We start from the raw sequence: 26,186 nt of genomic DNA, 5'->3' as shown, positions 1-26,186 counted from the left end.
GGAGCTGCTCGCCGGCGGCGTGGGCGGTTCGCCGGGGTGTGGCGACTTGGTGGTTCAGTCGTTACGCGGGTTGCGGTGAGCCAGACCCGAACGCGGTGCGGGGCAACGGTTTCGTGGCGGAACACGGGGGCCGGCTGAAGCCGGCGGGTCGGGGTTGCCTGGGGCGGGAGCTGCTCGCCGGCGGCGTGGGCGGTTCGCCGGGGTGTGGCGACTTGGTGGTTCAGTCGTTACGCGGGTTGCGGTGAGCCAGACCCGAACGCGTTGCCGGGGAGGTGCTTCGCGCCGGCGCGCGTGTCGCGCGAAGCCGCACGCCGGTGCCGGCCGTGTGGCGGTGCTGTCGGTGCGTACGGTGACCTGAGTCGGTCCTGGATGCGTGTCCGGGCAGGGGTCTTCCGCCGGAATCGTCGGCGGGCCGGAGCGGAGACCTGGCGCAGGTGAGCCGCGTGCTGCCGGCTGGCCGGTTTGGCGGCGGAGCGCCCGGCGGTGCCCTGGGCGCATCCGGTGCGTGGGATCGAGTCTGAACGCCTTACCGCACAAGGACGCGAGGAGCTGCGGATACGAAGCGGCGGGCCGGACCGGATGCCTCGGTCCGGCCCACCGCCTCCCCCTTAGCCGGCCGCGCGGGTCACCACCGCGTTGCCGGTGCCGGTGCGGGCGCGGACGCGCAGGGTGGTGCCCGCTTCGGGCGGCACGTCGGACACGTCCAGCTCGCTGTGGACGCGGCCGGCGGACGAGGCCAGCTCGACTTCGGCCGCGACGCCGCGGCGGATGCCCACGCGGACTTCGCCAGAGCCGGTGATCAGGTCGATCGAGCCGGAGGCCGCTTCGGCGACGGAGAGGTCGCCGCTGCCGGTGCGGGCCATGACTTCGCCCGCGACGGAGCCGAGCCAGACGTTGCCGGTGCCCGTGGCGAGGGTCGCGGAGCCCGAGACGGACGCCGCCTCCACCGAGCCGCTGCCGGTGCGCAGCTGCAGGCCGGCGGGTGTCGGGCCGAGCTTCACGCGGCCCGTGCCGGTGCGCACGATGGCGGCGCCGTCTGCCCGCGCCAGCGTGACCTCGCCGGAGCCGGTCAGGATGTCGGCCCGCCCGGCGGTGCCGGTGACCGTGACGTCGGCGGCGCCTGCGCGGACCTCCACGTGGGAGCCCTTCGGCGCGTGCACGGTGACGGACACCGGCACGTTCCGCAGCTGCCACGCTTTCGCCGCCCGCACCACGAGCCGGTTGCCGGTCTTCTCGATGCGCGCCTGGCGCACCGCGTCGGCCGGCGAGGCGTCCGCGGTCACGCCCAGTTGGTCGCCGAAACGCTCTCCGACCCACGACAGCAGGTTGTTCACCCCACTGACCCACGGCGGCTGTTCGCCGGCGTCGTGCCGCAGCTCGACCCGTGCGCCGGACTCGCGGTCCAACACCAGCTCCACGCGGCCGATCGTCACCCCGACATCGAGCTCCAGCGGGGCGTCGGCCTCGAACTCCTGCGAACGCGCCAGCGGATTGTCCGAAATGGACGAACCGGCGGCGTCCGAACCAAGATCAGCCGAAGCGACGGCCTCCTCCGCCGCGCCCGCGACGGCTTCCTCGGCGGCTTCGTCCCAGTTGGACTTGTCTTCACTCATCGTCGCTTCGCCCTTCTAGCTCTGGACCCAGCCGTGCAGCTTGGTCTCCGAGCGGCCGCCCTGGTGCCGCTGCCGGTGGTGCTGCGCCTGGCCGAGCGCCCCCTGCACGGCCTGGGCGACGAACGTGTTGAGCGACACCCCCTGCGCGGCCGCCGCCTGCTCGGCCTGGCTCTTGATCTGCTCCACGAGCCGCAGCGTGATGCGCGAGATGTCCCCGCCGTCGATGGGCGGGGGCGGCGTGCGCGGCTGGTCCGTCCGCGCCGGCTCACCGGATTCGGGCGCGCCGGTCACGACCACGCGCACGTCGCGGCCGTCGAGCCGAACGTCCACGACCTGGCCCGGCAGGGCGGCCGTCACCTCGGCGGCGAGGTCGGCCAGCGCGTTCATCAACGTCAGCCGGGCCGAGGGTTCGAGGGCGGACGAGAGGAGAGCGGCCGTGCGCCGGGTCTGCTCGTCCCCGGCGGAGGCCGTGTTCGCGAGGTCTTCGCGAAGGTTCGCGATGTACGGCGTCAGGTCCATGACGCCACTATGACGTCATGGATGGCGTCAGTCAAGCAGCACGTGGTGTCACGCCGGTGTCGAACACACAAGCGGTTAGAGTGCGGGCCGGGAGCCGCAAGCTGGAGAGGGAGTGCTGACGTGGTCGAGACCGTGTCGCCCAGAGTGCAACTGGTCGCGAAAACGGAGTTCTTCCCACCGGAGGACGTGCCGTGGACGACGGACGCCGACGGGGGCCAGGCCCTGGCCGAGTTCGCCGGGCGCGCCTGCTACCAGTCGTGGAAGAAGCCGAACCCGAAGACGGCCACCAACGCCGGCTACCTCGACCACATCATCGAGGTCGGTCATCTTTCCGTGCTGGAGCACGGTTCCGTGAGCTTCTACATCACCGGCATCTCGCGCTCGCTCACCCACGAGCTGATCCGCCACCGCCACTTCTCCTACTCGCAGCTCTCGCAGCGCTACGTTCCCGAGCGTGACGCGGCCTTCACCGAGCCCGAGGTGATCGCGAACGACCCCGAGCTGCACGAGAAGTTCCTCAAGGCCGCGCAGGCGAGCGCCGACGCCTACGCCGAGCTGCTCGCCGGGCTCGAGGAGAAGTTCGCCGACGCGCCGAGTGCCACGCTGCGCCGCAAGCAAGCCCGCCAAGCCGCCCGCTCCGTACTGCCGAACGCCACCGAGACGCGCATCGTCGTCACCGGCAACTACCGCGCCTGGCGGCACTTCGTCGCCATGCGCGCCACCGAGCACGCCGACGTCGAGATCCGCGCGCTGGCCATCGAGTGCCTGCGGGAGCTGCAGAAGGCCGCCGGCAACGTGTTCGCCGACTTCACCATTTCCACCCTGCCCGACGGCACCGAGGTCGCCTCGAGTCCGAAGGTGCTCGAAGGCTGATGAAACGACTTGCGATCGACGTCCGCCCGGGCGACTACTCGGTGGTGCGCCTGCCCGCCGACGCACCAGTGCCCGCAGACCTGCTCGACCCGGCCGAGCCCGCGCTCGTGTCCGTGACCCGCGCACCGGAGGAGCTTTCGGTGATCTGCCCGACGGGCCGTGAGCCCTCGGGCGGCGTCGTCGAACACGGCTGGCGCCTGATGAGCGTGCGCGGGCCGCTGGAGTTCACACTCACCGGCGTGATCTCGGCGCTCGCGTCCGAGCTGGCCGCCGCCGGCGTCGCGCTGTTCTCACTGTCCACTTTCGACACCGACCACATCCTCGTGCGTGCCGTGGAGCTGGACCGCGCCGTGAAGGCGTTCCGCGACGCCGGCCACGAGGTCGGTCTGCCCGCCTGAAACCGGTCGCGAAGGCCGTCCGCCGCGAGGACGGAGGACGTTCGCTAGCGGTGCGGCCAACCGGCTGGTGGTCGAGCACACCCTTGCTCCGGAAAGTTCGGCATGCCTAAACTTCGAGTTGGGATGTCCGACAGGCGGAGGGCGACGTGATGGCGGTGGCGGAAGCGGTCCGGCCCCGGCGGCTCGCCCGCCTGCGCGCGGGCTCGGCCCTGCTCGGTCCGGCGTTCGTCGCCGCCGTGGCGTACGTCGACCCGGGCAACGTCGCATCCAACATCAGCGCCGGCGCGCGGTTCGGGTACCTGCTGGTGTGGGTGATCGTCGCGGCGAACCTGATGGCCGTGCTGGTGCAGTACCTGTCGGCGAAACTCGGCCTGGTCACGGGCCGGTCGCTGCCCGAGGCGCTGCGCGAACGGCTGCCCCGCTCGGCGCGGCTGGCGTACTGGGCGCAGGCCGAGGTGGTCGCCGTGGCCACCGACCTCGCGGAGGTCGTCGGCGGCGCCATCGCGCTGAACCTGCTGTTCGACCTGCCGCTCGTGGTCGGCGGCCTGATCACCGGCCTGGTGTCGCTGACGCTGCTCGCGGTGCAGGACCGCGGCGGCCAGCGGCCGTTCGAGCGCGTGGTGACGGGTCTGCTCGCCGTGATCGCCATCGGCTTCCTGGCGAGCTTGTTCGTGGAGCCTCCCTCGGCCTCGGGGATCGCGAGCGGGCTCGTGCCGCGCTTCGACGGCGCCGACAGCGTGCTGATCGCCGCCGCGATGCTCGGCGCCACCGTGATGCCCCACGCGGTCTACCTGCACTCGGGGCTCGTCCGCGACCGCCACGGCACGGCCGCGCCCGAGAAGCGGCGACGCCTGCTCCGTGCGACCCGCTACGACGTCGGCTTCGCGATGCTGCTCGCCGGCGCGGTCAACCTCGGCATGCTGCTGCTCGCCGCGACGAATCTGCAGGGCCTGCCCGGCGTCGACTCGATCGAGGGCGCGCACGGCGCCGTCGCCACCGCGCTCGGCCCGACTGTCGCGCTGCTGTTCGCGATCGGGCTGCTGGCCTCGGGTCTCGCGTCCACGTCGGTGGGTGCCTACGCGGGTGCGATGATCATGCAAGGCTTGCTGCGCAAGAAGTTCCCGATCCTCGTGCGCCGGCTCGTCACGCTCACGCCCGCGATCGTGGTGCTCGCGCTGGGGGCCGACCCGAGCGCCGCGCTCGTAGTGTCACAGGTGGTGCTGTCGTTCGGCATCCCGTTCGTGCTCGTGCCGCTGATCCGCCTGACGTCGGACGCGCAGCTCATGGGCACCGACGTGAACCGGCGAACCACCACCGTGCTGGCGTGGTGCGTCGCGGCCGTGATCATCACCCTCAACATCGCGCTCGTCTACCTCACCGTCGCGGGCTGAAACCCGGGCTGAGACCCCATGCGGAAACCCTAAGGAACCGGCCTGGGGTTCGCGCGGTCCGACTAGCATCTGCGCGACCCCGAACGAGGAGCCCGGCCCCGTGACCGACGAACAGACGCGTCCGTACGACCCGACCCGCCCGCCGCCCGGGCCGCGGCTCGTCGCCGGGCGCTACCTGCTGCTGGGCGAGCTCGGCCGCGGCGGCATGGGCGTGGTGTGGCGCGCGCAGGACCAGGTGATCGGCCGTCAGGTGGCCATCAAGGAACTCAGGCTGCCGGACTCGGAAGGTCAAGCCGTGTTCTCCGAACGCGTGCTGCGCGAGGTCCGCACCGGCGGGCGGCTCAACGACCCGGCCGTGGTCACGGTCTACGACATCATCACCGACAACGGCACCACGTTCATCGTGATGGAGCTCGTCGAGGCCCCGACGCTGGCCGACCTCGTGCGCCGCCAGGGCCCGATGCCCGCCGCGCACGTCGCGGTGATCGGCGACCGCGTGCTCGCCGCGCTGCAGGCCGCGCACGCCGCCGGGATCGTGCACCGCGACGTCAAGCCCGCCAACATCATGGTCGCCTCCGATGGCCGCGTGAAGCTCACCGACTTCGGCATCGCGCACGCCATCGACGACCCGCGCCTGACCACGAGCGGTGTGATCGTGGGTTCGCCCGCGTTCATGGCGCCCGAACGCGTCGAGGGCCGCGAGGCCATGCCCGAGTCGGACCTGTGGTCGCTGGGCGCGACGCTGTTCTTCGCCGTGGAGGGCATCGTCGCGTTCGAACGCCCGACCACGGCGGCCACGCTGCACGCGATCATGACCGAGGTCCCGTACCTCACCCGGGGCCAGGGCCCGCTCGCCGCGGCGATCCTCGGGCTGCTGGTGACCAAACCGGAAGCGCGGCTCACGGCCCCGCAGGCCCGGCACCTGCTCGCCACCGCGGCCGGCCAGCCGCCCACGTCGCAGTCGGTCAGCACCGACCCGACGCGCGGCACCGCCCCGACACGGGTTGCCGCGCCGCCGAAGCGTTCCCGCCGCGGCTGGTGGCTCGCGGCCGCCGCGGTGCTCACGGTCGCCGCGCTGGCCGGCGGCTTCTTCCTCGGCAAGCCCGTGTGGACGCCGAAGGCCGACCCGCAGCTGCAGCCCACCGTCACCTACGGCCCCGACGGCTTCCTCAAGACGCAGATCGGCCTGTCCTACCGCTGCTTCAACGCGGCGGTGCAGCAGGGTGTCGTCATCGGCGACGACAACAGCGCGACGTGCGACAAGAGCCACACCCTCGAGGTCTACGACGTCGGCGACGTGCTGCCGACCGAGAACTACAGCAGCGACGACGCGCAGCTCGCCGCCTACCCCGGTCTCGAGTCCGTGACCCGGCTCGCCGAGGCGCGCTGCGCGGCGTCGTTCCACTCCTCGGTCGTGCCGGAAAACCAGCGAGCGGGCCTGACGTACCAGGCGATCGTGCCCACCCAGCGCCAGTGGGAGCTCGCGCCTCCCCACGACTACACCCCGCCGAGCCGCGTCTTCTACTGCGTGCTCGCGAAGCCCGGCAACGCCCAGATCCCGGCGCAGATCACCACCAAGGTCAAGTGACCAGGGCGAGATGTTTTGCCCGGCGCCCGCCCGGCCGGGAAATTCTCCGATCTTCACCAGGTCGGGCCCGGGTTCCCCCGTTCGAAGAGGTACCGTCAACACCATGTCCACTCCACCTACCGCCGCGCCCGGACGCCCGTTCGGCCGCGTGCTCACTGCGATGGCCACGCCCTTCGACCGCGACGGCGCGCTGGACCTGAAGCGGGCCCAAGAGCTCGCCGAGCACCTCGTGGAGCTGGGCAACGACGGGCTGGTCGTGAACGGCACCACCGGCGAGAGCCCGACCACGAGCGACGAGGAGAAGGCGGCGCTGATCCGCGCCGTCGTCGAGGCCGTCGGCGACCGGGCCACCGTGGTGGCGGGCGCCGGCACCAACAACACCGCGCACAGCGTCGAGCAGGCCCGCGCCGCCGCCGAGGCGGGCGCCCACGGCCTGCTCGTGGTCACGCCGTACTACTCGCGGCCCAGCCAGGCCGGCCTGTTCGCGCACTTCACCACGGTCGCCGACGCGACCGACCTGCCGGTGATGCTCTACGACATCCCGCCGCGCTCGATCGTGCCCATCGAGGTCGACACGCTGCTGCGGCTGGCCGAGCACCCGCGGATCGCCGCGGTGAAGGACGCCAAGGGCGACCTCATCGCCGGCTCCGAGGTGATCGCCAGCACCCACCTGGCCTACTACTCGGGCGACGACGGCCTGAACCTGCCGTGGATCGCCGTCGGCGGCGTCGGCGTGGTCAGCGTGATCGGCCACGTGGTGGCCGGGCGCATCCGCGCGATGATCGAGGCCTACGAGAGCGGCGACACGTCCACCGCGCGCACCAACCATCGCGCCATGCTGCCGGTGATGCGCGCGATGTCGCGCGTCGGCGGCGTCGCGTTCGCCAAGGCGTCGCTGCGGCTGCGCGGCTTCGACATCGGCGACCCGCGGCTGCCCGTCGTGCCCGCCACGGATGAGCAAAGTGCCCTGATCGCCGCCGATCTCGCCCAGGGCGGCGTGCCGCTGGGCGACAGCGCGGCCCAGGACTGGCATGGTGCACGAGTGGCACAAGCGGATTCCCAGGCGGCCTACGTCGCCCCCACCTCACACACCAGCGTTGGGACCTTGCCCCGGTGAGCTCACTTCCCCCCGGACCCGGACCCACGAACCTCCCGCCCGCCCTTCCCGAGGGTGCCCTGCGCGTCGTCGCGCTGGGCGGCATCGGCGAGGTCGGACGCAACATGACCGTCTTCGAGTACGACGGCAGGCTCCTGATCGTCGACTGCGGCGTGCTCTTCCCCGAGGACGACCAGCCCGGTGTCGACCTGATCCTGCCCGACTTCCGCGCGATCGAGGAACGGCTCGACGACATCGACGGCCTCGTGCTCACCCACGGGCACGAGGACCACATCGGCGCCGTCCCGTTCCTGCTGCGGCTTCGGCCCGACGTGCCGATCTACGGCTCGCGCTTCACCAACGCGCTGCTCGCGGCCAAGGCCAAGGAGCACCGTCAGCGGCCGAACCTCATAGAGGTGCGCGAAGGCGAGCGACGCAAGGTCGGCGCGTTCGACCTCGAGTTCTTCGCCGTGAACCACTCGATCCCCGACGCGCTCGCGGTCGCCATCCGCACGCCCGCCGGGGTCGTGCTGCACACCGGTGACATCAAGCTCGACCAGCTGCCGCTCGACGGGCGCCTCACCGACCTCGCGGGCTTCTCGCGCCTGGGCGACGAGGGCGTGGACCTGTTCTGCGTCGACTCGACCAACGCCGAGGTGCCCGGGTTCGTCATGCCCGAGCGCGACATCGGCCCCGTGCTCGACGACGTGATCCGCCGCGTCGACCAGCGCGTGATCGTCGCGTGCTTCGCGAGCCACGTGCACCGCGTGCAGCAGGTGCTGGCCGCGGCCACGCGCCACGGCCGCCGCGTCGCCTTCGTGGGCCGCTCGATGGTCCGCAACATGGGCATCGCGGCCGAGCTGGGCTTGCTGGAGGTACCGGACGGCCTGCTCGTGGACCTCGACCAGGCGAGCACGCTGCCCGAGAGCAAGGTCTTGTTCGTCTCGACCGGTTCGCAGGGCGAGCCGCTCTCGGCGCTCTCGCGCATGGCGCGCGGCGAGCACCGGCAGATCTCGATCCGCGCGGGCGACACCGTCGTGCTCGCCAGCTCCATGATCCCGGGCAACGAGACCGCCGTGTTCGGCGTGGTCAACGGCCTGACCCGGCTCGGTGCCAACGTGGTCCACCAGGGCAACGCGAAGGTGCACGTGTCCGGCCACGCGTCGGCCGGCGAGCTGCTCTACCTGTACAACGCCGTTCGCCCGAGCAACGTGATGCCGGTGCACGGCGAGTGGAAGCACCTGCGCGCCAACGGCGAGCTGGCCATCCGCACGGGCGTGTCGCCGGAGAACGTGGTGATCGCCGAGGACGGCGTGGTCGTGGACCTCGTCGACGGCAAGGCTTCGCGGACCGGCCGGGTCGAGGTAGGCCACGTGTACGTGGACGGCCTGTCGGTGGGCGACGTCGGCGAGTCGACGCTGTCCGACCGGCTGGTTCTCGGCGAGGGCGGCTTCATCTCGATCAGCGTCGCGGTCGACTCCAGCACGGGTCGCGCGGTCAGCAGCCCGACGGTGTCGGGGCGCGGGTTCTCCGATGACCCGAAGGCGCTCGACACCGTGGTGCCGCTCGTGGAGATGGAGTTGGCGCGCACGGAGGCCGAGGGCATCACCGACACCCACCGCATCGCACAGGCGGTGCGCCGGGTCGTCGGGCGCTGGGTCGCCGACACCTACCGGCGCCGGCCGATGATCGTTCCGACGGTCATTCCGGTCTGAGTTCTCGCAGTACGGCCGCCGCTGCTCACCTCGTCAGGGGGAGCAGCGGCGGCTTTTCAGCACTGCCCGCCGGGTTTTTCAGCGGGTGATGGCGGCGATCAGCAGCGCGAAGGCGACGACGGCGCTTTGGCGGGCGAGTGCGTTGCGGGCCCGGCGCTGCTCGGATTTGTTCGGTGTGGTCACGGCTGCCCCCGTTTCTCGTGGTCGGTCCCATGGTCGCTCGTGCGGCGGCCCGGCACATCCCGCGTGAGGCGGGTCCTGGCTCCCCCTCAGGGACGAGTCCCGCTTTACGCCGTTCGTCCTACGGCGGCGGGCCGCGGCGGCGTTAACCTGCTTTGGGCAGGAGGGACGCGCCGATGGGGCGTCATTCGAGCGTGCGGGCAAGAAGCCGGCTGCTGGTGCCGCTGGCTGTTTCCGTGCTGCTCGTACTCGGTGGCGCAGTGTGGGTCGCGGCCTCGCTGGAGATCAGGTGCGCGCGGGGGCACGTCCTGGTCACGGCCTCGCCCGACATCGCCCCGGTACTTTCCCAGGCGGCGCAAGGACTTTCGACTTCGTGCCGCTCGTACGAGGTTCGTCCGCGCGACACCGCGCAGGCCGTGGGGGGGTTCGGCACGCCCGGCGGGGAGCGGGCGCAGGTCTGGGTGCCGAACTCGACGATCGCGCTGCAGCGGGCGCGGCAGCTCGGCGCGACGGACGTGCCGGAGTCGGGACCGACGGTCGCGAGCTCCCCGGTGGTGCTCGCCGTCGCGGAGGACGCCGCGCGCGGCCTCGGCTGGCCGGGGCGCGCGCCGACCTGGACCGACGTCGCCGACGCGCCGGGCGCCGAGCTCACCCTCCCGGACCCGGCTCGCGACCCCGTGGGCACCTCGGCGCTGGTCGGGCTGCGTGCCGCCGTGGGCTCTGCGCCGGACCCGGCGGGGGCGTTCGCGGCGGTGCTGCGGCGGTTCGCCGGCCGAGGCGGCGGGGGAGCGACGGCGTATCCGGCTTCGGAGAGTTCCGTGGTGCAGCACAACGCCGCTTCCGGCGCTTCGCCGCTCGTGGCGGTGTATTCGGCCGGTGTGCCCGAGCTGGACTACCCGTTCGCGCGGCTGACCGGCGCCGGCGAGGAGCAGAGCGCCGCCGTCGACGCGTTGCAGCAGGCGGTATTGGGCAGTGCGGGGACGGCGGCCCTCGGGCGCGCCGGACTACGCGTGCCCGGGCAGGCCCTGGCCGGGCACGAGGACGACCCGCACGTGGTGACGGCCGGGCAGCGCAGCGCGCCCGTGCCGTCGGGCGCCGAACTCAAGGTGCTGCTCAGCCAGTGGGCGGGCGTGAACCTCGACGCTCGCGTGGAGGTGCTACTGGACGTCTCGGGCTCGATGGAGGCGCGCGTGCGGGGCACGAACCTGAACCGGATGCAGGTGACCGTGGCCGCCGCCGAGCAGGCGCTGCACCTGTTCCGGCCCTCGACGCGGCTGCGGATCTGGGAGTTCGCGACGGGGCTGGACGGCACCAAGGACTATCGCGAGGTGCTGCCCCTCGCACCAGTCGCCCAGCACCTCACCCCGGGTGACCTCGCACGGCTCACCGCGGTGCGCGCCATCCCGAAGGCCGGTACCGGCCTCTACGACACCGTGCTCGACCTGTACGGGGTCGCCCGCCGCGACTGGCAGCCCGGCGTGCTCAACGTCGTGATCGTGATGACGGACGGCCGCAACGAGGACATGTCCGGCATCACCCGCGACGCGTTCCTGGCCGGGCTCACCCGCCTGGCCGACCCGGCGCACCCGCTGCCGGTCATCGCGATCGGCATCGGCCAGGACGTCGACGAGACCGAGCTGTCCGCCATCACCGCCATCACCGGCGGTGGCGCGTACGTGACGCGCGACCCGGCGAAGATCGGCGAGGTGTTCTACGGGGCGCTGGCCCAGCTCGTGGCGCGCTAGGCCGGCTCTCGCGGAGGACGAAGGCCGTCGACGATCACTGTGACGACCGTGCAGGCCCGCGACTCCCACTCCGTCTCGGGGATCCGCGACAACGCGCCCAGAAGCAGGATGACGTCTGCGGCGTCAACCTCTTCGCGTACCTGGCCGGCGGCTTTCCCGCGATCGAGCAGCGTCGCGAGCGCTTCGTCGAGCCGGTGGTGGTGATCGGAGTACAGGTCGTGCCACGCCGCGGCCTCGATCGCCGCCATGACCCCGCGTTTGACCCGCGCGTACTCGACCAGCCGGTGCAGCCAGCGGGTCAGGGCCGTCAGCGGCGCGTGCTCGGCCAGCAGCGGCGGCACGGCGTCGACAAGCTGGGTCAGCTCGTGGCGGTACACCTCCGCCAGCAGGTGCTCGCGGGTCGGGAAGTGCCGGTAGAGCGTGCCCTGGCCCACGCCCGCGGCCTTCGCGATCCCGTGGAGCTTGAGGTTGTCGATCGCGCCGTTGGACCGGCTCAGCTCGGCCCGGGCCGCCTCGACGATGCGGTCCCGGTTGGCCACCGCGTCGGACCGCAGCTCGCGGCTCATCAGCGTCACCTCCCGTGCGGTCGACTAAGTGGACAAGTGTCCGGTACTGTCGAAGGCGTAAGTGGACAGTTGTCAGCTTAGAGCGGAGGTCGAGATGAGCACGTTGGCGGGCAAGGTCGTCGCCATCACCGGCGCGAGCAGCGGGATCGGGGAGGCGACGGCACTGGAGCTGGCGACCCGCGGTGCCCCCGTGGTGCTGGGCGCGCGGCGTACCGACCGGCTGGCCTCGCTCGTGGCGCGGATCCAGGCCACGGGCGGGCGCGCGGAGATGCTCGACGTCGACGTGACGAAGCGGGCCGATCTCGAGCGGCTGGTGGCGCGGGCCGTGGGCCGGTTCGGCCGGCTCGACGTGCTGGTGGCCAACGCCGGTGTCGCGCGGATCGCCCCGATGGGCGACCTCGACGTGGACAGCTGGGACGCGATGATCGACGTCAACCTGCGCGGGGTCCTGCACGGTATCTCCGCCGTGCTGCCGGTGTTCCGCGAGCAGGGCAGCGGGCACCTCGTGACCACCGTGTCGACGTCGGGGCTCAAGATCGTGCCGGCGCAGGCCGTGTACGCCGGAACCAAGAACGCCGTGCGCACGCTGCTCGAGGCGCTGCGCCAGGAGTCCACCGACGGCGTGCTGCGCACGACTTCCATCTCACCGGGGTACATCCGCACTGAGCTCGTCGACCACGTCGAGGATCCCGGGCAGCGGGCGCAGGCCCGGGAAGCCATGGCGGCGCTGGGCATCGCGCCCGAGGCCGTGGCGCGGGCCATCGCGTTCGCGATCGAGCAGCCGGACGACGTCGAGATCGGCGACCTGACCATCCGGCCCGCCCGGCAGGGCTAGGTCACGCCTTTCGAAAACCGTTGCACCACATACGCTCCGCCGAGCAGGATCGCCGCGCCGAGGGCCTGGGGCCAAGCCAGCGCCTCGCCGAGCAGCGCCCACGCGAAGGCTGTCGCCGTGACGGGTTCGAGGAGGCCGAGCACGCTGGCGACCGACGCGGGCAGGTGGCGCAGGGCCGTGATGCCGAGCAGGTAGGACAGCACGGTCGAGAGCAGGACCAGCAACGTCAGCAGCAGCCAGATCGGCGGCGTCCACGGCCCGAAGTTCACAGCGTGGTCCAGCAGTGCCCACGGGATCGTCCACGGTGGACTGACCACGGACACGACCACGGCGCCGATGACCATGCCCCAGGTGACCAGGCCGAGGGGATCGCGGTCGGCGACCGCGCGTTCGCCGATGAGGAAGTAGCCGGCGGAGCACACCGCGGCACCCACACCGGCGAGGACGCCGATCGCGTCGAGCGTGAGGCCCTGCCAGACCTGCCCGACGAGCGCGAGCCCGACGAGCGCGAGCGCGATGCCGGCCCACAGGGCGCGCGGCAGGTGCGTGCGGCGGACCACGCGCACCCACAGCGCGATCAGGACAGGGGAGAGGAACTCGAGCAGGATCGCGATGCCCACGGGCACGCGGTCGGCGGCGATGAAGTACGCGAGCTGCGTGCCGGCGACGCCGAGGAGGCCGTACGCGAGCAGCATCGGCCACTCGCCGCGGCGGACCTTGAGCGTGTGCGGCGCGATGGCGGCCGTGCCGGCGAGCAGCAGCAGCCCCGCGAAGCCGATGCGGAACGTCGCGACCTGTTCCGGCGTCATCCCGGCGGCCATCGCCGGCTTGCCGAGTGTGCCGGACGTGCTGAAGAACAGCGCGGCGAGCAGCACGAACGCCACCCCGCGGCCGCGGTGCGCGACGTGGGGTGGCGTGACGACGGGCACTTCGGTGGTCACGGTCGCCGACGGTACGACGTTCACGTCACCACCGAAACCGATTTAGCGGTTATTGTCCGCTTTCAGTCCGGTGGCGACGTGGGTGGTGATCGTCGCGAGGCGCTTGCCCTGCCGGGCCAGGGCGCCGAGCGCCAGGTCGTCGGGCGCGGCGGACTTGCGCGAGACGAACGAGCCGCCGTACGGGTTGCCGGACTCCTTCAGGTGCGGGTCGCCGTAGCCGAGCGGCAGGACGATGGCGCCCCAGTGGTAGAAGATGTTGTTCGTGGCCAGCACGGTCGCCTCCAGGCCGCCGTGCGCGGTCGACGCCGTGGTGAACGACGTCGCGACCTTGTCGGCCAGCTTTCCCTGCGCCCACAGGCCACCGGTGCTGTCCAAAAAGGACTTCAGCTGGGCCGCGGGACCGCCGAAGCGTGTGGGGCTGCCCACGGCGATGCCGTCGGCCCACTCGAGGTCGGCGAGCGTGGCGTACTCGTGGTGCGGACCGGAGTCCACCCACGCCTGCCAGCGCGGGTTGCTCGCGACGGCCTCGGGCGGCGCGGTCTCGCGCACGGTCCGGATCCGGACTTCGGCACCGGTTTCCCGGGCGCCCTCCGCCAGCGCGGAGGCGAGGGCGGCGGTGTTGCCGGTGGCGCTGTAGTAGACGACGAGGATGCGTGTGCTCACGCCCCGCGACTCTAGGCGAAAGCGCGGGTTCAGGACTGTGGTGTCCGAGGGGTGGGCGGTTCCGGCTTCCAGGGGCTCACGGTGTCCGTCGGCCGCGTCGGGTCGTTGAACCGCGGCCGCACGGGCTCGTCGCGGCGCAGCGGCACCAGGCCGTCGGTGATCGCCTGCATGATCTTCGCGTGCGCGCGCACCCCCGCGCCCGGCCGCTCCGGCTCGATGTCCGCCAGGTCCACCGGCGCCCCGAAGTGCACTTTGAACTTCGGCCGCCGCAGCGGCGCGCTCAGGCCCGACCGGGCCAGTGGCACCAGGTCGGCCGGCCCGTTCACGGTCTCGGTGCCCCAGTACACGGCCTCGTGCGCGCCCCACTGGCTGATCGGGATCACCGGCACCCCCGCGGCCAGCGCCAGGCGCGCCGCCCCCGTCTTGCCGCGCTCCGGCCACAGGCCCGCATCATGGCTGATCCGGCCCTCCGGGTAGACGATGATCGGCTCCCGCGTGGTCTTGAGCTGCTCCACGGCCTCGGCGAACTGCCCGATGGCCGTCGCCGCGTGCCTGCGGTCCACCCGCAGGTGCCCGCTCACCCGCAACGCCGGCCCGATCACCGGCGCGTCCAGGATGCCCCCGGCCAGCATGAACCGCGGGTTGATGCCGATCCTCTTGCACGCCGCCATCAGCACGAACGCGTCGAACACGCCGATGTGGTTCGCCGCCATCAGCAACGGTCGCCCCCGCAGCTCCCGCGGCACCGCCCCCGACACGGTCAGCCGTCCCACGAGATTGACCAGCCCGCGGTCGATGTTGAGCATCGTCCGCCAGATCGCCGGAGCACGACGCGGGGCCGGGAAGTCGTCCTGTTGCAGCGCGAACATGCGCAGAGCATGTCATGGCGTCGATCACCCCTCGAAAGGGTGGCCGGGGCTCCGTAACGAACCAGTGCGCAGCCGCGCTGTAGCGTCCGTGCGCACATTTCTCCCCGCCCCCCTCCGCCTCGTTCCCGCCGCGTTGGTCCTCCTCGCTGCCTGCGGCGGCCCGGACCCTGCTCCCGTCCCGGCCCCGAAACCGTCGGCGCGAAGTGTCGCGATCGGACCCCGTGAGCGGGCCTACCTGGCGGCCCTCGGCTTGATCGACCCCGGTCTCGTGACCAACGTGGCCGGCGCGGTCGTGCACGCGCACGACCTGTGCGACGCGCTCGCGCAGGGCAAGGACCACGCGGCCGTCCTCGCGAGCGCGACCTGGTATTTCACCAGCGCCGACGTCTCGGTCGACCCGGCGATGGCCGAGCGGATCGTCGCGACGGCCACCGCTCTCTGCTAGCCGGAGACCCCGGGCCGCCCGGGGCATCCGAGGCGATTGTTTCGCCTGCGCTGAGAGTGGCGCATGGGACTATCGCGCCCGGGCCGTTACCGTGGAGGCATGTCTGGGTCGGCGACGAGGAAGCGGAGCACGGCGGCGAGCGGCGGGAAGGCACCGGCGCGGGGTTCGCGTACGCCGACGAAGCCGAGGTCGTCCGGGGGTTCCGGAGCGCGGCCGTCGAGCGGGTCGCGGTCTTCCGGGTCGCGGCCGAGGAGCTCGGCGCGCAAGCCCGCGCCGAGGCGGAAGGCCAAGTCCGGCGCGTTCGGGCGGGGCGTGCGCGGCACGTGGAACCTCGTGGCCAAGGGCGTCGGTTCGCTGGCCCGCACGGTCGGGCGCACGCGGGAGCTGGAGCCGGAACACCGTCGTGACGGGCTGGCGCTGGGGCTGATCGCGCTGGCGATCGTGGCGGCCGTCGGCGTGTGGTGGCGGGCCGCGGGGCCGATCGGGGCGGCCGTGGAGGTCGCGACGCGCACAGTGCTGGGAGCCGGCGCGGTGACATTGCCGCTGGTGCTGGTGGTGGTGGCGGTCGCGTTGATGCGGTCGGAGCCGAACCCCGAGACGCGGCCGCGGATGGTGATCGGCACGGTGCTGGTCGTGCTGTCCGTACTGGGGATGCTGCACATCTTCACGGCCCTGCCCGAAACCAACGAGGGCCGCATGTACGCCGGCGGCATCATCGGACTGTTCTCCGGCGGGCTGCTGACCAAGGGCGTCACCACGTGGGTCGCCGTGCCGTTGCTGATCCTGGCGCTGCTGTTCGGCGTGCTGGTGTTCACCGGCACGCCCGTGCGCGAGATCCCGCACCGCCTGCGCACGTGGGGCCTCGACGAAGACGAGCTGGCCGACCTCGAGGGCGACGACGCGGCACCCGAGACCGACGAGGTCGTCGAGGCCGACCCGAAGGCAGTGCGCCTGCGCAAGCCGTCGCGCCGGCGCCAGAGCAGCGCCGACACCGAGGGCGAACAGCTCGACCTCGACGCGATGCTCGCCGAGCCGCCGAAGCCGGTGCGCCCGCCCAAGCCGAAGCCGGCCGAAGGCGTGCCCGAGAAGAAGCCGAAGAAGGCGCCGGAGCCGCCGCTGGCGATGACGCGGACCGTCGAGGGCGACTACCAGCTCCCGTCACCCGACCTGCTCAAGCTCGGCGACGCGCCGAAGTCCCGCAGCAAGGCCAACGACGCCATGATCGAGGCGATCACGGGCGTGCTGGACCAGTTCAGCATCGACGCGCAGGTCACCGGTTTCACCCGTGGCCCCACGGTCACGCGCTACGAGGTCGAGCTCGGCCCGGGCGTGAAGGTCGAGAAGATCACGGCGCTGACGAAGAACATCGCGTACGCCGTGGCCACGGACAACGTCCGCCTGCTCGCGCCCATCCCCGGCAAGTCGGCCGTGGGCATCGAGGTGCCGAACTCCGACCGCGAGATGGTGCGCCTGGGCGACGTGCTGCGCGCGCCGTCCACGGTCAAGGACAACCACCCGATGGTGATCGGGCTCGGCAAGGACATCGAGGGCCACTTCGTCACCGCGAACCTCACCAAGATGCCCCACCTGCTGGTGGCGGGCTCGACCGGTTCCGGTAAATCGAGCTTCGTCAACTCGATGCTGGTGTCGCTGCTCGCCCGCGCGACGCCCGACGAGTGCCGCATGATCCTCATTGACCCGAAGATGGTCGAGCTCACACCGTACGAGGGCATCCCGCACCTGATCACGCCCATCATCACCCAGCCGAAGAAGGCCGCCGCCGCGCTGGCCTGGCTGGTGGAGGAGATGGAGCAGCGCTACCAGGACATGCAGGTCAACAAGGTCCGGCACATCGACGACTACAACCGCAAGGTGCGCTCCGGCGAGATCACCGCGCCCCCGGGCAGCGAGCGTGAGTATCGGCCGTACCCGTACATCATGGCGATCGTCGACGAGTTGGCCGACCTCATGATGACCGCGCCCCGCGACGTGGAAGACGCGATCGTGCGCATCACGCAGAAGGCGCGCGCCGCCGGCATCCACCTGGTGCTGGCCACGCAGCGGCCGTCGGTCGACGTCGTCACCGGCCTGATCAAGACCAACGTGCCCTCACGGCTGGCTTTCGCGACGTCGTCGCTCACCGACTCGCGGGTCATCCTCGACCAGCCGGGCGCCGAGAAGCTCATCGGCATGGGCGACGCGCTCTACCTGCCGATGGGCGCGGGCAAGCCGGTGCGCATCCAAGGCGCGTTCGTGGGCGACGAGGAGATCGCGGCCGTCGTCGCGTTCGCCAAGGACCAGGCGCAGCCCGACTACACCGACGGCGTCACGGCCGCCAAGGCGGGCGAGAAGAAGGAGATCGACCCCGACATCGGCGACGACCTCGACGTGCTGCTCCAAGCCGCCGAGCTCATCGTCACGTCGCAGTTCGGCTCCACGTCCATGCTCCAGCGCAAGCTCCGCGTCGGCTTCGCCAAGGCCGGCCGCCTCATGGACCTGCTCGAAAGCCGCGGTGTCGTGGGCCCGTCGGAGGGCTCGAAGGCCCGCGACGTGCTCATCAAGCCGGAAGAACTGGAGGGCGTCCTGTTCATGATCCGGGGCGGCGATGCCCCGGCGGGTGGCTCGGACGACGAGGACTTCTGACGCGGGTCCTGGCGGAGCTTCGTGCTGTGTGTGCGTTTTCGGCTGGGCAACCACCGGTCGTTCCGAGAGAAGCACGAGTGGCTGCTGATGCCCGGCGCGCGGCTGATCTTCACGACGCGCGACACACCACCCCGCTGGGCCCGATGCTCGGCGAGGTGTTGGCGCGTGACGAGATCTGGTTCGTGGACAAAACGCCGACGGCGCCAGCGGGCTGTACCCGCTCACCGAGAGCACGCCCGAAAGGACCAGAACACCGTTACCTCGCGGATGTCTGCGGCGCGGTTGCCGGTGCTCGGGGACTTCACGAGTGTGCTGCGGCGCCGATGACCAGCCGGGAGATCACCACCCGCGGTCGTCGGGCACTCGGCGGAGCGCACATCGCTCGCCAGGCGGCGAGGGCTCAACCACGCGATCTCCAATCCCGTGTTTTCGAGTACTGGTTTTCCCTCCAACTTCGAGGCGCGCGCCGCTCAGATGACCTGGTACGTCGAGGGTTCGCGAAGATCATCCGGCCCGCCGTGCAACCGGGGCCGGTGATCTTTCCGTCCTGATCACATGGACGCGCACAAGCTCGCTCTGGCCATCGGGACCGTCGCCGTGCTCGCGGTGGGCGCGGGGAGTTCGGTGGCGCTCGCGCACACGCTCGACGGCGCGGGCGGGGCGCCGCGGCCGGCCGCGGCGGTGGGGACCGTGCCGGCGGAGCCCGGTCGGGACGTGACGCTCAAGGCCGGTCAGGAAGCGCAGCTGAGCACCAGGGACCTGACCGTGCGGTACACACGCCTCGTCGAGGACTCGCGGTGCCCGGCGAACGTCACGTGCGTGTGGCCCGGTGACGCGGTCGTGGCCGTGTCGTTGAGCCAGCCGGGGCGCGGGGAGCAGACCGCGGCGCAGCTGCACACCGGGCGGCGCGGGCCGCACGACCTGACGTACGCGGCGGCTCACGTCGAGCTCGTCGACGTGAGCCGCGCGGGCGAGCGGATCACGCTGCGGGTGAGCTGATCAGCCGAGCGACTTTCCCCAGTGGTCGAGGTAGGCGACCTCCGACAGGGGATGGCGCGGGGTGGGCTTGAAGTCGGTCGTGGTCGTGTAGGCGACGGGCAGCAGGCAGGCTCGCGTGTAGCCCTCGGGAACGCCCAGGACCTCGGCCACCTCGGCCTCGGCCTTCAGATGCTACGTCGTGAGCGTCGAGCCCAGGCCGCGTGCGCGCAGGGCCGGCTGGAAGCTCCACAACGCGGGGAAGATGCCGCCGTAGAGCACCGCGTCGGCCACGTTCGCGCCGTTCGTGCGCCCTTCGGTGCCGGCCGGAGGCCTCCGAGCGGGCCACGGCCGGGTCGGCCGCAGCGATGTCCGCGTACTGCTCCAGGTATGCCAGGCCGACGCGGCGGAACAGCTCGCCCAGCCGGTTCTTCACGTCCTGGTCGCGCACGACGAGCCGGCGCCACGACTGCTGGTTGCCGGGCGTGGGCGCGTGCAGCGCCGCCTCGAGGCACTCGGCGAGCGCCCTCGTTCCCGACCGGACGCCGCAGGTCCAGCTTGCGCCGTATCGACGGCGTGGTGGTCAGGACGTGGTCGAACTCCATCAGGGGTCCCTGTCGCGAGGCGAAGATCGGCTCGGCCGCCGAGGCGCCGCACTCGATCTTGGCCACCGGGAGGCCGGCGCGCCGCCGCGACCGCGGGAGCATGAGCGAAGGGTCCGAAGTTTTCGGCTTTCCGGACGGATGATCGGGCGACGAGCCTGTGCCCTGGTGTGGGGACGGGTGCGCCAGGGTGCCGGGCCGGGTGTCGGTCGCCAGCGAGGATCGGGCAACCGGCCCCGGGTGGCCCCAGCGAGCCGTGGCTCGTCGACTTCGCGAGCCCGGCGCGGCGGATGCCCTAGGACCAGCGCAGCGGTCCTCGGCTTCGGCGAGCGCGGCGTGGATGGCCGGCTCCTTGTCGATCGAGGTGGTCCCGTGACCAGCGGTGCGAGCCACGGCGGCGGACAGGGTCGTCGCGCCTGGCCTCACGGGCGCGTCACAGGGGCTCTCATCGCGAGTTCGGGGGGTCTAGAACTCCAGCAGCATGCGCGAGTTGCCCAGGGTGTTCGGCTTGACGTAGGGCAGGTCGAGGAACTCCGCGACACCCGGGTCGAGCGAGTTGCGCATCTCCTCGTAGACCTCGTGCGACACGGGCGTGCCGTCGATTTCGACGAAGCCGTGGCGCAGGAAGAAGCCGGTCTCGAACGTCAGCACGAACAGGCGCTTGAGGCCCAGTTCGCGCGCCTCGTCCACGAGCCGGCCCACCAGCGCGTGACCGATGCCCCGGCCGCGCGCGGCCTTGTCGACCACGACCGTGCGCAGCTCGGCGATGTCCTCCCACAGCACGTGCAGCGCGGCGGCGCCGAGCACGTCCTCGTCGCCGGTGCCGTCCTCGTCCACCGCCACCCAGAACTCCTGGATCGCCTCGTACAGCGTGACCAGGTCTTTTTCGAGCAGCACGCGGCCGGCGTCGGCGTCGACCAGGGCTTTGATCTTGCGGACGTCGGCTATGCGCGCGCGGCGGACGGTGGGTCGGACGGAGTCGAGGGGCACACGGTCCAAGATATCGATCGCGGCGACCGGCGCCCCGGACGGCTCGATCGAGGTACCCCGGATGCACAAGCGGAAGGGCCTTCACGTATAGCTATTGCACGCCCCCGACCGATCAGTAACCGCGCAGAACATCAGGCCGCCCCACGTGGCCTCATGGGGAGGAAGTGCATGTCCGGGACCACCGTGGTCGCCCCCGAACGACCCGGTCAGCCTCCGGCGTCCGCCGCGGCGCAGAGCCGCTTCCGGCCTGAGCTGCAGGGCGTGCGAGCCCTCGCTTCGCTGCTGGTCGTGGTCTACCACGTGTGGCTCGACCGGATCTCCGGCGGCGTCGATGTGTTCTTCCTGGTCTCCGGCTTCCTGATCACCGGCCAGCTCTACCGCGCGTTGCTGCGCGGGAAGATCGAGCTGCGGCCGATGTGGGGCCGGATGATCAAGCGGCTCTTCCCGGCCGCGATGACCGTGCTGCTCACCGTGGTGGTCGTCTCCACACTTCTGCTGCCCGCGGACCGCTGGTTCCAGACCATCCGCGAGGTCTTCGCCTCCGCGCTGTTCTACGAGAACTGGCAGCTGGCCGCCGACTCCGTCGACTACTTCGCCCAGCACAACAGCGCGAGCCTGGTCCAGCACTTCTGGTCGCTGTCGATCCAGGGCCAGTTCTACCTGCTGTGGCCGCTGATCTTCGTCGCGCTCGGCTTCCTCGTGCGCCGCCTCGGGCTGTCGCTGCGCCACACCGTGAACACGCTGCTCATCACGCTGTTCGTGGCCTCACTGGCGTACTCGGTGTACCTCACCGCGGTCGACCAGCCGCTGGCCTACTTCCACGGCCTCACCCGAGTGTGGGAGTTCGCGCTCGGCGGGCTGATGGTGATGTTCCTCGACGCGTTCACGCTGCCGCGAGGCCTGCGCGTGGTGCTCGGCTGGATCGGCGTGGCCGGGCTGGTGCTGTGCGGCATCGTGCTGCGCGTCGACTCGGTGTTCCCCGGCTGGATCGCGCTGTGGCCGACGCTCTCGGCCGGGCTCGTGCTCGTGGCCGGCCAGACGAACACCGTCTTCGGCGCCGACCGCTGGCTCAGCTCGAAGCCGCTGGGTTACCTGGGCAACCTGAGCTTCTCGCTGTACCTGTGGCACTGGCCGGTGCTGGTGTTCTACCTGGTTGTGCGCGACCGCGCGGCCGTCGGGCTGCTGGGTGGCGCGGTGGTGATCGGCGCGTCGTTCGTGCTCTCGATCCTCACCTACCACTTCATCGAGAACCCGATCCGGCTGTCGAAGATCGGCACGGTGAAGCGCTGGGGCGCCTACCGGTTCGGCATTCTCGCGCTGGCGCCGGTGCTGATCGCGGCCGGCGTGTGGGGCACCTATACCTCTTCGCAGGCCAATTACACGATCTCGCTCGCGGACGCCGACCACCCCGGAGCCGCCGCGCACGCGCCCGGGTTCGTCTACCGCGGTTCAGCGGAGCCCTCGATCGTGCCGCCGACGCTGAAGCTGCCCGAAGACTGGGCCGGCATCACGGACGACAAGTGCACGATGTCTCCGCGCAACGAGGAACTGAAGGTCTGCACGCAGAACCCCGCCGGCCCGCCGAAGAAGCGCGTGGTCCTCGTCGGCGATTCGCACATGCAGCAGTACCTCGCCGCGTTCCTGCCGATGGTGCAGACCGAGGGCTGGGCCGTGACGTCGATGCTGAAGGGCGCGTGCCCGTTTTCCAGCAACGCCGACCTGATGCCCGGCGACCAGGCCTGCATGGACTGGAACAAGGCCGCGGCCGACGAGATCGTCGCGATGCACCCCGACGCCGTGGTGACCCTGGCGAGCGTGAACACCCACGCGGGCATCACCGAGACGACGCCGCCGGGTTTCGTGAATCAGTGGTCGGTGATGGACAAGGCCGGCATTCCCGTGGTGGCCCTGCGCGACAACCCGCGGTTCGCGTTCAACATGGCCGCCTGCGTCGCGCAGCAGGGTCCGACCAACCCGGCGTGCGTGCTCGACCGCGAAGCCGTGCAGCCGGCCACACCGTCGTACACGGCCACTCGCGGCGTGCCAGGCAACGTTTCTTTCCTGGACTTCACGGATTACTTCTGCGACAAGGACACCTGTCCGCCCGTGGTCGGCAACGTGCTGGTGTACATGGACGACAACCACCTCACCGCCACTTACCTCACCACGTTGGCGCCCATCGCCGACAAGCAGATGAAGGCCGCCCTGAAGTGGTGATCGCCCCGGTTTCCTGATCCCCGTATGCTGCGGCACCGGAAGATCGACAGGGGGAGCGGGGTAGATGACACGCGCGGGGTGGGACGCGTTCCAGCCCGCCCAGGCCGAGGCGCGGCGGGCCGGACGACGACGCTGGTCGGACCGGACGGCACTTCGTGGCTGCTGGTGCCGGGACAGCCGTGGCAGTGGTCACGACCGGGTGGCGCGTGGCAGTTCGGCGTGGTGCCGCCGGATCCGGCCTACCGGGCCCGGACGCGGATGGTGCCGCCGAACGGAATGGTGCCGCCGAATTTTGGTGGGCAGCCGGGTCCGGGGCCGTCGGGCCGAAGTGGTCCGCCGGGACCGTTCGTAACGCCCTCCGGCCCCGGTGCTCCGAATGGGCAAGGCGGACAGCCGATGCCCGCCGGGCCGCCGCCAGCACCACCGGTCCAGACCGGGCCTTCGCCGGTGCAGTCGGGTTTTCGCCCGCGCCTCCGGCTCAGTCCGGGCCGGTGCCCGAGCAGCCGCGGCCGGGTCAACCCGCGCCGACGCCGGTCCAGTCCGGCCGGTGCCCGCCCAACCCACTCCGCCACAGAGCCCTCCTGCCGTTTCGGCGGCACAGCCGACGCCCGCGCGTTCGGCGGAAAACCCCGTCTGGGTGAGCGTCGGCGGCGGGTCGTTCGTCTCCGGGGAAGAGTCGGCGGCCGAGTTCGTGAGCCGGGTGGTGCAGGTCGTCTCGTGGGCCGACCGCACGCGACACGGCCAGGGTAGCTCGGGTGAACCGGCGCCATCGGAACCCGAACGGCCCAAGGGCAAGGAGGGCGGGCTCCTCGACGACCTCGCCCGCAACACCCGCTCGATGACCTTCGACCTGCTCGCCGCCGGCAACCGTGTCCGGGGCCGGAAAGAGCAGGAGCGGTACGAGAAGGCGTACGCCGAGCGCACCGTCGCGTACCGGGAATGGGAACGCCGCAACGGTTCGGCACGCGGCAGCCGAACCCGCTGGTGCTGCTCGTCGGCGAGCCGCACACCGGGCAGCGCCGGTTGTAGCGGTCGGTGCGCGACGGGCTCGGTGCGGCCGAGGTCGGCTTCGAGGACTTCGTCACGGTCGGCGCGGCCGAGGTGCTGGCGACGACGACTCGGCGGGCGACGCATTGCGCGGGTTCGTCTCGCTGCGAAATGACCCCGCGATGATCCTCATCGAAGACGTCGACGTGCTCGTCGGGAAGGATCCCTCCGGCGTGCTGCGCGCCCTCCGCGACTACGCGCACGTCCAAGGCAGCTGCCGTCTGCTCGTGCTCGCGGGCACCGAGCGCGTGGTCGAGCGGCTGCGCGCCGAGGCACCGGACCTGGTGTCCGCCGTGCTGCAGTACCGGATGCGGTTCACCCGGCCCGCGCACGCGGCCGCGTTGCTCGACGTCGTCGCGGCCGAGCGCTCTTCGTGCTGCCTCCGGACGTGCGCGACCGGTTGGTGCAGCTGGCGAACCTCTCCGCGGGCGCTCGCGGCGTCGAAGCGCTGATGGACGCGGCCGGCCGCGAAGCCGTCGCGAGCGGTCCGTTGGCGGATGGCCGGATCCACTTGGCGCCGCAGCACCTCGCGCCGCTCGTCGCCGCGGCCGAGCAGCGGGGCGGACGCCCGATCGAGGAGCTGCTCGCCGAGCTGGACGGGATGATCGGCCTCGACTCGGTGAAACAGCACGCGCGCGCTGGTCGCCGAGGCCCAGATCGACGCCCGGCGCCGCGACGCGGGCCTGCCCGTCGCCACCCGCAGCCGGCACCTCGTGCTCACCGGCAACCCCGGCACGGCGAAAACCAGCGTCGCGCGGCTGGTCGGCAGGGCCTACCAGGCGCTTGGGTGCTGGGGCCACGTCGTCGAGGTCGCGAGGCCGGACCTGGTGGGCGAGTACCTCGGCGAGACGTCGAAGAAGACCCGCGCGGTGTGCGAACGCGCGTCCGGTGGCGTGCTCTTCATCGACGAGGCCTACCGCCTCGCGCTGGACAAGGAGGACGACTTCGGCCGCGAGGCCGTCGCCGAGATCCTGCTCCAGATGGAGAACCACCGCGACGACCTCGTCGTCTTCGCGGCCGGTTACCCGAAGGAGATGGACCAGTTCCTGGAGACGAACCCGGGCCTGCGCTCGCGGTTCGCCACGAAGATCGAGTTCCCCGACTACACCTCGGAAGAGCTGGCCGGGATCTTCCGCGTCCTCGCGCAGGGCCAGGGCTACGAGCTCGCCGACGATCCGCTGGCCGAGCTGCCCGAAGCCATGCGCAGCATCCCGCGTGGCCGCGGCTTCGCCAACGGCCGCTCCGCGCGCGGCGTGCTGAGACGACGATCGGCACGCAGTCGGCCCGGCTCGCGGCGCAGCCGGACATCCCCGCGTCCGCACTGTCCACTTTGGTCGCCGCCGACCTGCCGGGCCGCGGCGAATCCGGCGTCGCCGTCACCGACGACGCCGGTCCGCGCCGCGGACTGGACGACCTGCTCGCCGAGCTCGACGGCATGATCGGCCTCGACGCCGTCAAGCAACGCGTGCGCGCACTCGTCGCCGGGCCGCGGATGGACGCGCGGCGGCGCAAAGCCGGGCTGCGCGTCGGGGCGAGCAGCCGCCCCTCGTCTTCACCGGCAACCCGGGCACCGCGAAGACCACCGTCGCGTGGCTCATGGGGCGGCTGTACCGGGAGCTCGGGCTGCTGTCGTCCGGGCATCTGGCGGAGGTCGCGCGGCCGGACCTGATCGGGGAGTACCTCGGCCAGACCGCGCCCAAGACGCGCGAGGTGTGCGAACGCGCGATCGGTGGCGTGCTGTTCATCGACGAGGCCTGCAACCTGGTGCAGACCTACGGCAGCGGCGGCGCCGACTACGGCCACGAAGCGGTGGCCGAGCTCCTCGTCCAGATGGAGAACCATCGCGACGACCTGATCGTCATCGCCGCCGGCTACCCCGCCGACATGGACCGCTTCCTCGACGCCAACGCCGGTCTGCGCTCCCGCTTCTGCGGGACCGTCGAGTTCGCGGACTACACCGACGAGCAGCTGGCCGCGATCTTCACGGCGATGACCACCCAGCGCGGCTACCGGCTCGCACCCGAGCTCACCGCGGCGCTGCCCGCGGTCATCGCGGGGCTCGACCGCGGCAGCGGCTTCGCCGACGGCCGCTCCGCCCGCGGTTTGCTCGAACAGGGGATCGCCGCACAGACGCTGCGCCTCGCGGGCCCGGACGTCGACCTCGAGTTCGTCGACGACGCCGAACTGACACTGCTGACCCTCGCGGACCTGGCGCCGCACGGGTGAGCCCCGGCGCCGTCCGCCGGGGGGTGAGCCGGATGACTCGCCCACCGGC

General features: G+C 71.7%; 24 protein-coding genes and 1 pseudogene. 15 read left to right on the top strand and 10 right to left on the bottom strand.

The window, feature by feature from the left end; genetic code table 11:
* Window positions 1-608 precede the first annotated feature (608 nt).
* A complete protein-coding gene (locus AB0F91_RS29485; RefSeq protein ID WP_360602753.1) occupies window positions 609-1,502 on the bottom strand; it encodes a DUF4097 family beta strand repeat-containing protein in 894 nt (297 codons plus the stop codon).
* A gap of 126 nt (window positions 1,503-1,628) precedes the next feature.
* On the bottom strand, window positions 1,629-2,132 hold the full coding sequence (locus AB0F91_RS29480) for a toxin-antitoxin system HicB family antitoxin (protein ID WP_360602610.1): 504 nt from the start codon (window positions 2,130-2,132) through the stop codon (window positions 1,629-1,631).
* Window positions 2,133-2,252: 120 nt separating this feature from the next.
* On the opposite strand from AB0F91_RS29480, the gene thyX reads away from it, so the two are divergent.
* The 7 genes from thyX (at window position 2,253) to AB0F91_RS29445 (ending at window position 11,118) form a co-directional block, all read left to right on the top strand.
* Window positions 2,253-3,005 carry an FAD-dependent thymidylate synthase gene (gene thyX / locus AB0F91_RS29475; RefSeq protein WP_360602608.1) on the top strand — a complete coding sequence of 251 codons (753 nt, stop codon included), beginning with the start codon at window positions 2,253-2,255 and terminating at the stop codon, window positions 3,003-3,005.
* Window positions 3,005-3,403, top strand: a complete 399-nt coding sequence (locus tag AB0F91_RS29470) for an ACT domain-containing protein (protein ID WP_360602606.1) — start codon at window positions 3,005-3,007, stop codon at window positions 3,401-3,403. Before thyX ends, AB0F91_RS29470 begins: the two co-directional genes overlap by 1 nt.
* 149 nt (window positions 3,404-3,552) lie before the next feature.
* Window positions 3,553-4,794, top strand: coding sequence for an Nramp family divalent metal transporter (locus AB0F91_RS29465; protein ID WP_360602604.1), 1,242 nt, complete (start codon window positions 3,553-3,555; stop codon window positions 4,792-4,794).
* A 100-nt stretch (window positions 4,795-4,894) separates the two neighbouring features.
* Window positions 4,895-6,382, top strand: coding sequence for a serine/threonine-protein kinase (locus tag AB0F91_RS29460; RefSeq protein WP_360602602.1), 1,488 nt, complete (start codon window positions 4,895-4,897; stop codon window positions 6,380-6,382).
* Between the two features lie 103 nt (window positions 6,383-6,485).
* Complete coding sequence (gene dapA / locus AB0F91_RS29455) at window positions 6,486-7,499, top strand: 4-hydroxy-tetrahydrodipicolinate synthase (RefSeq protein ID WP_360602600.1); 1,014 nt, start codon at window positions 6,486-6,488, stop codon at window positions 7,497-7,499.
* Complete coding sequence (locus AB0F91_RS29450) at window positions 7,496-9,193, top strand: ribonuclease J (RefSeq protein WP_360602598.1); 1,698 nt, start codon at window positions 7,496-7,498, stop codon at window positions 9,191-9,193. The genes dapA and AB0F91_RS29450 overlap by 4 nt, the downstream gene beginning before the upstream one ends.
* A 356-nt stretch (window positions 9,194-9,549) precedes the next feature.
* Window positions 9,550-11,118, top strand: coding sequence for a substrate-binding domain-containing protein (locus AB0F91_RS29445; RefSeq protein WP_360602596.1), 1,569 nt, complete (start codon window positions 9,550-9,552; stop codon window positions 11,116-11,118).
* Here AB0F91_RS29445 and AB0F91_RS29440 read toward each other — a convergent pair.
* The gene (locus AB0F91_RS29440) at window positions 11,115-11,687 is read right to left on the bottom strand and encodes a TetR/AcrR family transcriptional regulator (RefSeq protein ID WP_360602751.1); all 573 of its coding nucleotides are present in this window, start codon (window positions 11,685-11,687) and stop codon (window positions 11,115-11,117) included. The genes AB0F91_RS29445 and AB0F91_RS29440 overlap by 4 nt on opposite strands.
* A gap of 91 nt (window positions 11,688-11,778) precedes the next feature.
* On the opposite strand from AB0F91_RS29440, the gene AB0F91_RS29435 reads away from it, so the two are divergent.
* Window positions 11,779-12,519, top strand: coding sequence for an SDR family oxidoreductase (locus AB0F91_RS29435; protein WP_360602594.1), 741 nt, complete (start codon window positions 11,779-11,781; stop codon window positions 12,517-12,519).
* Here the strand turns inward: AB0F91_RS29435 and AB0F91_RS29430 are convergent.
* From AB0F91_RS29430 to AB0F91_RS29420, 3 genes are read right to left on the bottom strand one after another with little or no spacing between them, the layout of a single operon-like run.
* A complete protein-coding gene (locus tag AB0F91_RS29430; protein ID WP_360602592.1) occupies window positions 12,516-13,460 on the bottom strand; it encodes an EamA family transporter in 945 nt (314 codons plus the stop codon). The two genes, AB0F91_RS29435 and AB0F91_RS29430, sit on opposite strands and share 4 nt — an antisense overlap.
* Window positions 13,461-13,502: 42 nt before the next feature.
* Window positions 13,503-14,123: an NAD(P)H:quinone oxidoreductase gene (wrbA, locus tag AB0F91_RS29425; protein WP_360602590.1), complete on the bottom strand. Its 621-nt coding sequence runs from the start codon at window positions 14,121-14,123 to the stop codon at window positions 13,503-13,505.
* A gap of 29 nt (window positions 14,124-14,152) precedes the next feature.
* On the bottom strand, window positions 14,153-14,992 hold the full coding sequence (locus AB0F91_RS29420) for a lysophospholipid acyltransferase family protein (protein WP_360602588.1): 840 nt from the start codon (window positions 14,990-14,992) through the stop codon (window positions 14,153-14,155).
* Between the two features lie 268 nt (window positions 14,993-15,260).
* Here AB0F91_RS29420 and AB0F91_RS29415 point away from each other — a divergent pair, with 268 nt between their 5' ends.
* Window positions 15,261-15,437 carry a hypothetical protein gene (locus AB0F91_RS29415; RefSeq protein ID WP_360602586.1) on the top strand — a complete coding sequence of 59 codons (177 nt, stop codon included), beginning with the start codon at window positions 15,261-15,263 and terminating at the stop codon, window positions 15,435-15,437.
* An 86-nt stretch (window positions 15,438-15,523) separates the two neighbouring features.
* Here AB0F91_RS29415 and AB0F91_RS29410 read toward each other — a convergent pair whose 3' ends face one another.
* A complete protein-coding gene (locus tag AB0F91_RS29410) occupies window positions 15,524-15,760 on the bottom strand; it encodes a hypothetical protein (protein WP_360602584.1) in 237 nt (78 codons plus the stop codon).
* Here AB0F91_RS29410 and AB0F91_RS29405 point away from each other — a divergent pair.
* On the top strand, window positions 15,750-18,080 hold the full coding sequence (locus AB0F91_RS29405) for a DNA translocase FtsK (protein ID WP_360602582.1): 2,331 nt from the start codon (window positions 15,750-15,752) through the stop codon (window positions 18,078-18,080). The two genes, AB0F91_RS29410 and AB0F91_RS29405, sit on opposite strands and share 11 nt — an antisense overlap.
* A gap of 555 nt (window positions 18,081-18,635) precedes the next feature.
* The gene (locus tag AB0F91_RS29400; protein ID WP_360602580.1) at window positions 18,636-19,079 is read left to right on the top strand and encodes a hypothetical protein; all 444 of its coding nucleotides are present in this window, start codon (window positions 18,636-18,638) and stop codon (window positions 19,077-19,079) included.
* Here AB0F91_RS29400 and AB0F91_RS29395 read toward each other — a convergent pair whose 3' ends face one another.
* From AB0F91_RS29395 to AB0F91_RS29385, 3 genes and pseudogenes are all read right to left on the bottom strand, one after another.
* A complete protein-coding gene (locus tag AB0F91_RS29395; RefSeq protein WP_360602578.1) occupies window positions 19,080-19,229 on the bottom strand; it encodes a hypothetical protein in 150 nt (49 codons plus the stop codon).
* Window positions 19,230-19,467: 238 nt separating this feature from the next.
* Window positions 19,468-19,554, bottom strand: a pseudogene (locus AB0F91_RS29390) (nitroreductase); the annotation flags it as partial.
* 568 nt (window positions 19,555-20,122) lie between these two features.
* Complete coding sequence (locus tag AB0F91_RS29385; protein WP_360602576.1) at window positions 20,123-20,647, bottom strand: amino-acid N-acetyltransferase; 525 nt, start codon at window positions 20,645-20,647, stop codon at window positions 20,123-20,125.
* A 168-nt stretch (window positions 20,648-20,815) separates the two neighbouring features.
* Here AB0F91_RS29385 and AB0F91_RS29380 point away from each other — a divergent pair, with 168 nt between their 5' ends.
* The 4 genes from AB0F91_RS29380 to AB0F91_RS29365 all read left to right on the top strand — a co-directional run bounded on the left by AB0F91_RS29380 (window position 20,816) and on the right by AB0F91_RS29365 (window position 26,137).
* Window positions 20,816-22,864 carry an acyltransferase family protein gene (locus AB0F91_RS29380; RefSeq protein ID WP_360602574.1) on the top strand — a complete coding sequence of 683 codons (2,049 nt, stop codon included), beginning with the start codon at window positions 20,816-20,818 and terminating at the stop codon, window positions 22,862-22,864.
* A 1,169-nt stretch (window positions 22,865-24,033) separates the two neighbouring features.
* Window positions 24,034-24,363, top strand: coding sequence for a hypothetical protein (locus AB0F91_RS29375; protein WP_360602572.1), 330 nt, complete (start codon window positions 24,034-24,036; stop codon window positions 24,361-24,363).
* Window positions 24,364-24,624: 261 nt separating this feature from the next.
* Window positions 24,625-25,350, top strand: coding sequence for an AAA family ATPase (locus tag AB0F91_RS29370; protein ID WP_360602570.1), 726 nt, complete (start codon window positions 24,625-24,627; stop codon window positions 25,348-25,350).
* On the top strand, window positions 25,274-26,137 hold the full coding sequence (locus AB0F91_RS29365; RefSeq protein ID WP_360602749.1) for an AAA family ATPase: 864 nt from the start codon (window positions 25,274-25,276) through the stop codon (window positions 26,135-26,137). The genes AB0F91_RS29370 and AB0F91_RS29365 overlap by 77 nt, the downstream gene beginning before the upstream one ends.
* Window positions 26,138-26,186 lie beyond the last annotated feature (49 nt).

The organism is Amycolatopsis sp. NPDC023774, from assembly GCF_040639695.1.
Taxonomy (GTDB): Bacteria; Actinomycetota; Actinomycetes; order Mycobacteriales; family Pseudonocardiaceae; genus Amycolatopsis.
The sequence above is the reverse complement of the archived record's forward strand: the minus strand, read 5'-3'. Positions and strand labels throughout refer to the sequence as shown.